The 11,916-nt window shown below is 47.4% G+C and carries 7 protein-coding genes; 2 read left to right on the top strand and 5 right to left on the bottom strand.

The annotated features are described in order from the left end of the window. Positions 1 to 45: 45 nt before the first annotated feature. The 3 genes from H7C19_RS09150 to H7C19_RS09140 all read right to left on the bottom strand — a co-directional run bounded on the left by H7C19_RS09150 (position 46) and on the right by H7C19_RS09140 (position 3,610). A complete protein-coding gene (locus H7C19_RS09150) occupies positions 46 to 1,665 on the bottom strand; it encodes a type 2 periplasmic-binding domain-containing protein (protein WP_185142329.1) in 1,620 nt (539 codons plus the stop codon). Positions 1,666 to 1,727: 62 nt separating this feature from the next. Next, positions 1,728 to 2,672, bottom strand: coding sequence for a carbohydrate ABC transporter permease (locus H7C19_RS09145; RefSeq protein ID WP_246469381.1), 945 nt, complete (start codon positions 2,670 to 2,672; stop codon positions 1,728 to 1,730). Next, positions 2,666 to 3,610: an ABC transporter permease gene (locus tag H7C19_RS09140; protein WP_313731500.1), complete on the bottom strand. Its 945-nt coding sequence runs from the start codon at positions 3,608 to 3,610 to the stop codon at positions 2,666 to 2,668. The genes H7C19_RS09145 and H7C19_RS09140 overlap by 7 nt, the downstream gene beginning before the upstream one ends. Before the next feature lie 160 nt (positions 3,611 to 3,770). Between H7C19_RS09140 and H7C19_RS09135 the strand changes: the two genes are divergently transcribed. Continuing rightward, positions 3,771 to 4,871: a GntR family transcriptional regulator gene (locus H7C19_RS09135; RefSeq protein ID WP_185142327.1), complete on the top strand. Its 1,101-nt coding sequence runs from the start codon at positions 3,771 to 3,773 to the stop codon at positions 4,869 to 4,871. Between the two features lie 81 nt (positions 4,872 to 4,952). Here the strand turns inward: H7C19_RS09135 and H7C19_RS09130 are convergent, their stop codons facing one another. Then, positions 4,953 to 10,223: an S-layer homology domain-containing protein gene (locus H7C19_RS09130; protein ID WP_185142326.1), complete on the bottom strand. Its 5,271-nt coding sequence runs from the start codon at positions 10,221 to 10,223 to the stop codon at positions 4,953 to 4,955. Positions 10,224 to 10,412: 189 nt separating this feature from the next. Continuing rightward, on the bottom strand, positions 10,413 to 10,655 hold the full coding sequence (locus tag H7C19_RS34230) for a hypothetical protein (RefSeq protein WP_221469139.1): 243 nt from the start codon (positions 10,653 to 10,655) through the stop codon (positions 10,413 to 10,415). Positions 10,656 to 10,745: 90 nt separating this feature from the next. Between H7C19_RS34230 and H7C19_RS09120 the strand changes: the two genes are divergently transcribed. After that, the gene (locus H7C19_RS09120; RefSeq protein WP_185142325.1) at positions 10,746 to 11,909 is read left to right on the top strand and encodes an alpha-hydroxy-acid oxidizing protein; all 1,164 of its coding nucleotides are present in this window, start codon (positions 10,746 to 10,748) and stop codon (positions 11,907 to 11,909) included. Positions 11,910 to 11,916 lie beyond the last annotated feature (7 nt).

The following is an 11,916-nucleotide window of genomic DNA, read 5'->3' as shown; positions in this document are numbered from 1 at the left end:
GGGCAGAAGCGGCTCTTCAGTTCCTCTTCTGCCCGATCGGGTTAATCAATACTTTGGTTTCGATTTATTTTTTTGAAGCTCGTTTACTTCATCGACGATTTTCTGTCCGCCAGCCTTCAGATATTTGTCGATGGCCGCATCCCATTCCTTCTCCGTCACTTTGTCGTTGATAATCGCGCCGTCGATCACCGATTGCAGGTAATCGGTGTACAGTTGCGCTCCTTGCTCCACTTCGAGTGGGGAAAAGATTGTGTAATTGCGGTAATCCGGATATTGAACGGCATTGTACTCCTTGAATTTGGCTTTTGCATCCGCGAAAGCTTCGCCAACCCCGGAACCTTCATATGTCGCTTCGATTGTGTCCCAATCAAGAGCTTCGGACATTGGCTGCAAGAATTTCAGCGGTTCGATTTGACCGATTTTATAATCCGCTTCCGTTCGATCATCTGCCAGAGGCATCTTCTTACCGTCTACCACTTCGTAGGTCTTTCCTTCGATACCATATCTCCTAAAATCGCTACCTTCCGTAAGCGTCCAGTTGAGGAAACGGAAGAATCCATCCGGATCGTCCATTTTAGCGTTAATATACATCCCTCTATCCCAAGCGCCGAACGGGCGCATGCCGCCCATCGCACCGTCGGGACCTTCCAGAGGAGGAAGAATGCCGATTTTGGCTTCCGGATGCGTTTTCTTCAGAGTCGAGTAAATTTCCGGACCGTAGCCCCAGTTGATGCCCAATACTGCCGCTTGACCGGAAGTAAACTTTTGCTTGGCATGATCCCAGTTTTTAGCCATTAGAAATTCCTTGTCCAATAATCCATTGGATCTTAGCTTTTTCAGATAAAAATAGTATTCCTTCATCCCTTTAGCTAAATAAAAAGGCACGATTGTGTTCGGATTATCTTTGTCCTCTCCAGTCGCCGGTCCCCAGCCGAATTGAGTGAATCCAAACGAGGTCGAAAGTGCGCCGAGTCCCCAAATCGTATCCTGGCCGGTCAACGGAATCATCTTGGAATCGCTTTGCTTGATTTTGACCAACGCATCCTCTAGCTCTTTAACGGTCTTCGGTTCGGGAATCCCGAGGTTTTCGAAGATGTCCTGACGATAATACATGAATATAGGAATGAGAGGATTGGATACATTGGGAATAAAATAAATATTGCCCTTGTCGTCCGTAAGCGTATCCCAGACCGATTGAGGTACGGCTTCTTTGATTGCCGGGTATTTATCCAAGTATTCATTAATTTTCAAAAAAGCGCCTTGGTCTTGCATGTCTTTGAACTTCTTGTCCGTCGGTCCGGCCGCCCAGAACACATCGGGAATATCGCCGGATGCGATGATGGTCATAATTTTCTGGTCATATTCGGTTACAGGTATGATCTGTACATCGATTTCCGCATTGGCTTGCTTGAACATCTCTTTCTCGTAAGCTCCCCCTTTCGTATAGGTAGCAGCTCCCCACACTGGGCGGACATAACTGAACTTGACCGTTTTCTCTTTACTATCCGTCTGCTGTTTTGCCGTCGCAGTCTCTCCGCCTTGAACCGTACTTGATTCACTTGCTTTCCCGTTTTCTTTGTTACTAGAGCAAGCCGCTAGCATTGTCGCAATCATCGCCAAGACGAGCAGAATAACCCCGCTCTTTTGAACCCTTTTCTTACGCATTTTGGACGACACCCCTTCGCTTTTGTTTTATATGAAAAATCCTTGCGGATCTCTCATCGCTCTCAACCTTTCACAGAACCTAGCATGATGCCTTTTACAAAATACTTTTGAAGAAACGGATAGACAAGCAAAATAGGTACGACCGAAAAAATGATTGTCGCCGCCTTGATATTTTCCGGCGTTAGCATAATCTTGGTCGCATCTTGACCGATCACGGCCGTTACACCCCGAGTATTGAGGGCATTCATATCGATGACGATGGAACGAAGCAGCACCTGAAGCGGCCATTTCGTATTATCGTTCAGAAAAAATAAACCGGTAAAAAAATCGTTCCAGTGGCCCACCGCGTAGAAAAGTCCAATCGTCGCGATTGCCGGCTTCGAGAGAGGAATGATCATCCGCCACAAAATTCCCATATCGGACGCCCCGTCAATCCGCATTGCTTCCTCCAGCTCCTCCGGAATGCTCCAGAAGAAATTGCGCATCAGAATCAAGTTAAAAGGAACGACCATGCCCGAGACAACCAGGACCCAGATGTTGTTGAGCAGGTGCAGTTCTTTCAGCAACATATAGGTCGGGATCAATCCAGCTCCAAACAACATGGGGAATATGCAAACCCATAGCAGAATTTTGTTTCCCGGCAGTGCGGTTTTTGAAAGCGAGTAAGCGCCGGTTATCGTTAAGGCTAAATTGAATAGCGTTCCTACGACCGTGGCGAAGACGGTTACGAAAAACGACTTCAGCAAGATAGAGGTTGAAAAAATATACTCGTAAGCCGCAATTGTAAAGTTGTAAGGAACCAACATCAGCGGATGCTTGAAAATGGCGTCCGCCTCACTGAACGACATGGCAAACACATTCAGGATCGGCAGCAAGGTTACAAGTGCCATCGCAATCAATACTAGATAGATTAAAGTCTGCACCCACGCCGGATTGCGGTCCAAACTCTTGGGGCGGTTTATCAGCGTTAATTCATTCGTTTCAGCTTGAGCCGGTGGATTTACCAAAGCGATTTCTCTCCTGTCCGTCGAATGATATGATTGGCCGACACAATTAATATCGCAGCAATAACCCCTTTAAAGAGACCTACTGCCGTGGCTAATCCATAATTCGCTTCAAGCAGTCCGACACGGTACACGTAGGTATCGATAATATCCCCAACACTGTAGACAACCGGGTTGGAAAGGATCAGAATTTGCTCGAATCCGGCATCCAGAACGCTTCCCAATTGCAGGATCAGAAGCATCGCAATCATCGGCCTAATCCCCGTCAGTGTAATATGCCAAATCTGCCTAAGCTTACTCGCTCCATCTATCTTTGCCGCTTCATACAGATGAGGATCGATGCCGGTCAGCGCAGCCAAGTAAATGATCGCCGCCCATCCGAATTCCTTCAAGATTCCGGTTGCGACGACTAGCGGGCGAAAGAGATCCGGATTGGCCGACAGATTGATCGTATCTATTCCGAATTTTTCCAACACCAGATTAATAATGCCGGACGGGCCGACGACATTATAGATAATGCCTCCAAAGATGACCCATGACAGAAAGTGCGGAAAATAGGCGATCGTTTGAATGCTTCGTTTGAACCACATGACTCGTACTTCATTCAGCAATAGCGCGAAGAGGATCGGAACGGGAAAACCGAATATGATCCGGTAAATACTGATCAATACCGTATTGCGGATCAATTCGGGGAATTTTACGGATGAAAACATCGTCTCGAAATTTTTCCAACCCACCCAAGGGCTATCCCATATTCCCAAAAACGGTTGAAAGTTCTTGAAGGCTATGACAACACCGTAAAAGGGAATATAGCTGAACACGATAAAATACAGCAAAGTCGGTGTTAGCAGCAAATAAAAGTATCGCCATCTCCAAATATTCCGCAAATTTCTTTTCCCCCAAACTAAAAATATGTATACGCTTTCTTTCAGTAACATCATAGATCACATATTGTCTTATGTCAATATTTTCTTTGTTATATTTATATTATGACTTTATTATCGAGTTGTTGGATGGAGTGAAATTAAGTGAACCTCGTTGCTTCGCTAATATTATAATGTTATAATACTTTATAATACCTTTTTGATGAGAGGAATTCCTATGTCCCTGACCTCTGATAATCAGCCGTTATACCTCCAAATAAGAGATATGCTTAAAGAAAAAATCGATCTGGGAGTATTGAAGCCCGGAGATCAAATTCCAACCGAGTCGGAACTCGTCCAACAACATGGCGTCAGCCGCATTACAATCAAAAGCGCACTGAAGATGCTTGTCGAAGACGGCCTGATCTATCGGATCGCCGGTAAAGGCACTTTTGTATCCGACCCCAATTCTTCCGAGCATCTCCATATAGATACAAACGCCGCATTCAAAAAAGTGGGCTTTCTCAGTCCGCTTGCCAACGACGAATTTTCGATGAAGCTCCTGATGGGCGTGCAAGAAGCATGCAAAGATCAAAACTTGATCCTTATCGTCCGATCTGCCACGACTCAACTCGAGGAACAAGAAGGAATTCAATTTTTGCGCACCGCAGGCGTGGATGGACTGCTCATTTTTCCGGTAGACGGAGAAGCATATAGTGAAGCCGTATTAAATTTAAAGACGGAGGGTTTTCCTTTTGTCCTCATAGACCGTTATCTGCCGGGCATCAAAACGAATGCCGTCTATTCTGACAATTTTCTCGGCGGAAGTATGGGAACCGAATTTTTGATTCATAAAGGGCATAAACAAATCGGGATTATATCGGGTACCAAATCGAAAACATCCAGCTCCGAAGACCGCTTCTCCGGTTATTTGGACATGGCCACCAAAGCCGGGCTAAAGATCGAACCGGCGCACTGGCTGACCCGGATTGACGAAATCACCTATTTGGACACAAAGATGAGTCGTGAAATGATTCGAAAGTGGCTCGAGTCCCAACCCGAGATTACAGCTGTTTTTGCTTTTTCCAACGCATTCGCTCTTTATGTAGCAGATGAAGCGATGAAAATCGGTAAAAAGGTACCCGAGGAGCTTGCCATTCTTTCATTCGACGCTCCCCCGATCCGTGACTTTCAAGGGTGCTTGTTCAGCTATATCGAGCAACAAGAAGAGAAAATGGGCGAGGAAGCTATTGGCTTGCTTCTAGCGGCAATAGAAGATCCTTCGCTTAACCGGCAAATTGTAATTCCCGTTAAATTGAATGAAGGAAGAACGACATAGATTGTTGAACTCGTAAGTAGCAATATAACAAACCACCCTGCTGCGAGAGTACATCAGGGTGGTTTGTACTTTGTTACCTATTTAATCCGTTAACAGTTTTGATAGGACTTGTGCGCCTTCTGCTCTGGTCAACATTTCTTTTGGAGCGAATCGATTCTTTCCGCGTCCGTCAATAAAGCCCAGTTCTTGCGCTCTATTCACTGCATCTTGCGCCCAATCGCTAATTAGAGCTTGGTCACTAAATGAATCCATCTTTGTGGTTGCACCCTTATTACCCTTCCGGTATTCATAAGCGCGAATCGATATAACCGCCATTTCTTCGCGTGTGATTGAATCGTTTGGCGCAAATAAATCCGTGCTGCGTCCAAGTACAATTCCAGCCTCCTCTACTGCGGCGACACTCTCCGCAAACCACTTCGTTGAGCCAACATCTTTGAATTTCGAGTTATTTACAGCCTTTAATTCCAATGCTCGTGCAATCATTGCCGCGAATTCTGCTCTCGTGATCATTCCTTGCGGTGCAAAACGAGTATCGGAAACGCCTTCTATAATATGCTTTGCAACCATATGCTTAATAACTTCACTAGTCCAGAAGCTCGAACTCACATCCAAAAACGTTTTGTCATATTCAAGCACTGCATATTGGGATAAATAATTCACTTTAACTGCCATAACTCCATCGCTTATTTTCCCGCCCACATACTTAATGGTTCCGTCTACTGCAATATCGTACACACCTAACAAGTTAGGATTAGCATCCGGATTTACCTTGAATGTAAGCGTCAACGGCTCCGTAAAGGTTGTTACCGGTACGACTGAACCGTCTCTGGTAACTACATTCAGTTTGAAATCCATCACGTCGCTGGCAGCCGTTAAATGAACCGACCCATTAATCGATCTTTTCATAAAATTCGTAACAGCCTCTTTTGGTGCAATAGCTGCAGAGAACGTGATTTGCGCGCCAACTGCTTGCGCTCCGGTTACGACTCCTTGGATCTGTTGCAGCTGTTCCTTGGAGAATTCGATTGTCATATTGTTCTGCGCAATTTGTAAACGATTAGATCCAATAAGGTCAGCTACATTGGATGGAAGTATGACCGACTCCTTATTTTTCAGAACTTCAATAGTTATAATACCTGCTTTTGCATTTTTTAGTTGTTCTTCTGTAACTACCTGTTGTTTCCCAGTGTCGACAGGTGTTGTTGGCGAGCCAGACGTTACATTCGGAGGCTTCGGAGCAGGCTTGCCAACCAACTTCATATCGGCCCAATTGGCTTGGTCATCGCCATTGCCCGCCCACATGAGCTGCCCCCATACATTGCCGCTTAACTTACGAGTCGAGAGCATACTCATCCCCATGATCCGATCATTACTCGGGCTAAAAGGCGTGATCTGCAAGTCACTCCATGGGATAGCCATCTCGAGTACATACTTGTTCGCCGCCGTATCTATATTAGATCGAATGACCGCATCGGTTAAAGTATATTCTTGAACCCCTCCGTCATCCCCCTGCCTCAAAAATACATGCGGCTGCGAATCCGGTCCACCCGCCGTAAACATCACTGCATAATCGCCTGACCGGTAGGCCGCTCCTTTCTTATTATGGTCGATATCAAGGAAGAGCATTGACGCCGTAGAGCTGAACATATTTGCACCCGCTTCTGTAAACAGGAACTCGCTATCTTCCCGCTGCTCAAGCACATACAAATTTTTGTCGTCCCATTTTAGCCGATATTTTGCATGAATATCCCCTGTATTCCCCCACAGCGTTCCATAGCGCAGCAGATTCGGATCGCTCTGACTAATGACGATGTCCGTCGCGTCATTCCATTCGCTTTCATTAGCGACACCGTCTATCGTGATCGGCGAAGAAGCCCATTTAGCTTGATAGACCGGTTTAACGAAGTTGATCTTAATCGGCAGCAAATATTCGATTCCGATAGTTCCTGTCGATAACCGAATAGGCTGTTGCGGTGATGATGACGTAATGTCCGTATTCGGCGTGACCTGGACATGAATCGTTCGCGTCTGATGCGGCAAAATCTCAATATGATTGTCAGGGAAAGCAATAGCCAGCTCCGGTTCGCTATCGCCAGATAGCGTTAACCTGTGGAGCATGCCGCCCCAGCCCTGCCTGTAACGATCGCCAATTTTGACATAGACCGATCCAGATTGATTTTGATAGTTGCTAATCGGATAGCTGCGCTCCCGATTGTTGGTTCCACCCGCTACAGAACTGTCTGCTTCATAATCCACAACGGTCCAATTCGTTCCGTCGGAAGACAATGAAACTTCAAAGCGATTGGACAGGGTCAATTTCAATACAGGGTTGCCCATATCCTGCGGCACGGGAAGCTTATACACGAAATAATTGGCCCCATCCGCATAACGACCGCCCCCGGACATAGCCGATCCTACATTCTCGACCAAGTAGTCCCCTTCTGCAGCGGATTCCGGAATGAAAGACAACGCATCCTTTACGTTAGGAAGAATAGACATCGCGACTTGGTGCGCTACCGTATCGCGATTCGTCACAGCCAGCTCTAAGGTTTTAGTCTCCCCCGGCTGAATATTCAAGATGTCATTCGTACGCACAGTAAATGGCGCAATGCGCTCTTCATAACTAAGGGTAAAGCTGTACATCACGGGGCCATTGCCTCTTGTAGGATCCGCATTTGTCATTTTCACATAAACTTCACCATCGGCATTCGCATATTGAGCCAAATTACCGATGCTTCGTATACCTTTATTAGCTCCTCCAACTACCGGATCTCCGTTTGCATCCAGGTCTGCTCGGAAAAGCTCTGTCCAGACTGCATCATCGCCGGAGACACTAATGAGGTAGTTGTTGGCTATCTCCAGCGCTAGACTTGCTTTAGGGTATTGATTGATATCAAATTTGTAAACAAGCTCCGCACTTTGGTCAGTAAATCTAAAATCTGGGTGTCGTCCGCCTGTATATCGGACTTTAAAGTCGGCGTCCCCCTCATTTTGATTCGTCTCCACACGCTTCTCTACAAAGTCGACTGGCGCCGTATCCGGAACTGGCGTACTCGACCACTGCACATGGACCGTCACGCCTTGTTTCCGGTGATCATGCCGGATCAACAACGTCCTCGAACTATTCTCCCATTCCGCTGATACGGTTACTGGTTCGTTCGCAGCATCCGTTGCTGTCACGGTTTCCGGATAGAGCCCCTCAGGCGCGCCCAGTCTGGCACTTGCACGGGAAATCGGCGTACCCGCCAGCTTATAGCTGGTTTCATCTGCGCCTTCCATAACATCTGTCAGCTCGCCGCTTGCGAACAGCACTTCAGGCTTATTCGCATCTCTGTGATTAATATCATACAGCATCGCATTGGTGCGAGGCTGCATCTCTGCCATCCCTGTAACAACCGGTAGCCGGTCATCGAACAGATCGATATATGAGCCTTGTAATTGCAATTGTTCCGGTTGGTCCATAACTTGAATCGTCGTATACGGTCCACGAACGGACTTCAACAGATTCGCTTCGGTGTACGTTTCCCCCGCTTGCTCCACCGCATATTTCGCAATATCACGGATCAACTGAGAAGCATCCGGACTGGAAGCAAAATAATCGGCAGATACGCCCATTACGATTACCTTGCCTTGCTCAACCGCTTGCTCGTATGCAATGGATTGACCATTCGCTTCATACAGCGAAGTCGCCCCGGCACCAAGCTCAGCGGAAGTCACAGTAAACCGCTTGGGTATGTTGATCGAAGAACGTCCGCCAAACACGCCGGCCCCGCTCGAAGATTGCAACACGATATCGTTCGTTCCCGTGGAAGTTCGCTCACTCGATACGTTTAATCCAAGCTTATTCCATAGGTCTTGCTTCGGCGAAGACAGGTTCGTTTCCGTCCACCACTCTTCCAATTGGTCCGTACTGCCGGAGCCCCCGGTATATACCAGCACGCCGCCGCCCTTCACCCAGTCGCGCAAGGCGTCATTAACCTTGGAGCCCGTGCCATTTCCGACACCGACATTGCCTTCTATGGCTTTCCACTCATCATAGCTAACGAGCAACACCTTCGTATTTGTCAACGCATTCGGTTTGGTTAATGTTTCTGCTGGAATAACCTGTAGCGGAATGCCTTTAGCCACTAAGGGAACCATCGGACCGTAGAATGATGTGACTGCACCCGCGGTTGACATTTGTGAAATCGTATCCGAGTACAAAATGCCGATCCCTTGCGTGCCTGCCTCGATCGTTGCCGATTTCTCATACATATCCTGCAGCGCCCGATACACATTGGTTTGAATCGTCTTATAAGAACCTGGCGCTTGCGCAAATCCGCGCTCTGACCACGGAACGACCTCGAACTGCTTGAATTGCGGCTGCATCAGCTGCGCGGCAATGGTTGTTTTATAAAACTGTTCGTACTCCGTCCAACTATACCCGGGTGTATCGGCTTTCGGGTCGGCTAGCGCATACAACTGCTTGCCATCATCACCCAGCTTCAAGTGAGCAAAACTAGAGTAATCAATGTATGCGGATTCAAAAACACGCCGTTCGCTGTTCCCGCTCGTTGGCACCGGCACTAACGCGGTATCGCTCCACACTTGTGCAATATAACCATCGATCGTCGGAATGTTGTAGTAATCATAGTTAGAAGTCGTAATTCCATACATTAAGTAGCTGATCGCAGTATGCGAGGCAACCAATACCTCGACGTTCGAATCGTACGCTTTAATACGTTCGGATATGTCTTTAAGTGCACGATAGCACAAATACACTTTAAGCTTTTGCGATTTGAATTCCGCTTCTTTCGATGAAGCAGGATCTACCCAATCTTCCCCATAGTAAGCCAACCACTCTCGTTTGAACGCGTCGGAATATCCGGATTTGATAAACACGTCCGGTTCCTCGAAAACAATGCGTCTAGCTCCGGCATCGATACTGGCCTTAGCCATTGAATAGATGTAATTATTCCAATTTTCAGTAGGCACCATATAAGGTACATCAACGCTGGTCGAATGGGTAAATAAATTCCCGTTCTTATCCTTCTGAATTTCATCAACGTGTTCTACGCCGTCATATAGTCCTCGCTTGTAATAATTCATATCCCGATTTAAAGCCATCATCACATCAACTTGGTATCCCTGATTGGTCCACGCAGAAATCTTTGATTCGATCGATGCAGGGTCGTTAACATAGACCATGACCGAATCTGCCAACACGTGAGTACTCTCATCGTCCCCACTCGCTCCCGTCTGGAACGTCGTACGAATGACCGAATCGCCATTCACATTGTCCACCTCCGCATAAACAGGTACAGATCCCGCCATTGTTAGCGCTACCAACAAACTCAAAACTTTCTTCCTCATCATCACACGCCTCCATAAGGATGAAATCACTACTAAGAATAACATATTATCTTATAACAAAATATATCTTTAGAATTTGTATTATGTCAATACGAAAAAGGTATTGAATTTGATTTGAGACATTTCTGCGAGCATGGTGCGGGCCGTGCGGCTTTGCAGCAGGTCGTCCACATATTGCGTAATCCCTGTTCAAAAAACGCCATACTTTCGGATTCGCTTCCAGAGCGTGAACAGAAAGTTGGCGCTGTATTTATGCTGGAACAGCGGATAATGTCGTCGTCGCTCACCAGGTTCGAGCATCTGGACGCCCGGACGCACATCGTTAAACCGGCGGCGCTTGCGCCCGTTCTCGCCAAGTATTTCACGGATTGAGACCAACCCCCTCTCTGCCGTGCCGATCGACACCCCGTCGAGCATGACATCTTTCGTCATCATTCCGTTTTTTCGAAAAACGTTTAAAAGGAATGCAGGAGGGGGAGAACTGTTTAGTGTTAGACATCTTCTTATGTATCTGGAGGTATTATGACGTTTCATAGTGAACAGATTCAGATGGATATGTATAAGTCCGGAGACGATGCGGCCAAACTGTTGCCGGTATCGTTTCAGGAATGGGAACAACGAGCCAAAGAACTTCTTGCCGCGGCGCCTTTCGGTTACGTTCATGGAGCGGCAGGAGCCGGAGACACGAATCGGGGCAACGTGGAAGCATTTCAATCTTACCGTCTTCGGCCAAGAGTCTGCTGCAATATTTCCAATTGTGACCTGTCGTCGAGCCTATTCGGCATCACAATTCCGGTTCCGCTCTTATTGGCGCCCATCGGCGTAAATACGATACTCCATCCCGAAGGCGAACGGGCTCCCGCCAAAGCGGCTGCGAAGCTCGGCGTGCCTTATATTCTTAGCAATGTATCCAGCATTCCATTGGAACAAGTGGCTGATGCAATGGGGGGCGGCATTCGGTGGTTTCAACTTTATCCCCCGAAAAATCATGATTTGACCGTTAGTTTGATTCGCCGCGCGGAAGCTGCGGGATTCTCGGCTATTGTTGTAACCGTGGATTCGACCTTGCTCGGTTGGCGCGAAACCGATTTGCACAACGCTTATTTACCCTTCCTTACGGGGCAAGGAATGGGAAATTACTTTACGGATCCTGTATTTCGCTCCATCCTCAAGGAGCCGCCGGATCAAAACATCAAAGCGGCTGTTTTAAAGGCCTTACAAGAAGGAAACAACACTTGTTTCACTTGGAAGGAACTCGACTTTATACGCCAGCAAACCAAGCTTCCTCTCCTAATAAAAGGAATTACGCATCCCGACGATGCCATTATGGCTTTATCGCATGGCGTAGACGGAATCGTCGTTTCGAATCATGGGGGCCGCCAACTCGATGGAGCCATCGCGACTTTAGACGCCTTGCCGTCGATCAGCGAAGCGGTGCACGGCAAAGTTCCCTTATTGCTGGACAGCGGTATTCGCAGGGGCGCCGATATTCTCAAAGCCATCGCCCTCGGAGCGTCGGCCGTTCTTGTCGGACGCCCTTATGCCTATGCTTTGGCCGTTGCAGGCGAAACCGGCGTAAAGGAAGTCCTGCAAAACTTGATCGCCGAGACAGAGTTGCAGTTGGCCATTTCCGGTCGAAGCTCCATTCAGGATGTCGACCCGACTCTTGTCGTCAAGGTAAAGTAGATACTGT

The organism is Cohnella nanjingensis, from assembly GCF_014212125.1.
GTDB lineage: Bacteria > Bacillota > Bacilli > Paenibacillales > Paenibacillaceae > Cohnella > Cohnella nanjingensis.
Note: the sequence above shows the minus strand (reverse complement) of the source record. Positions and strands in the feature narration are given on the sequence as shown.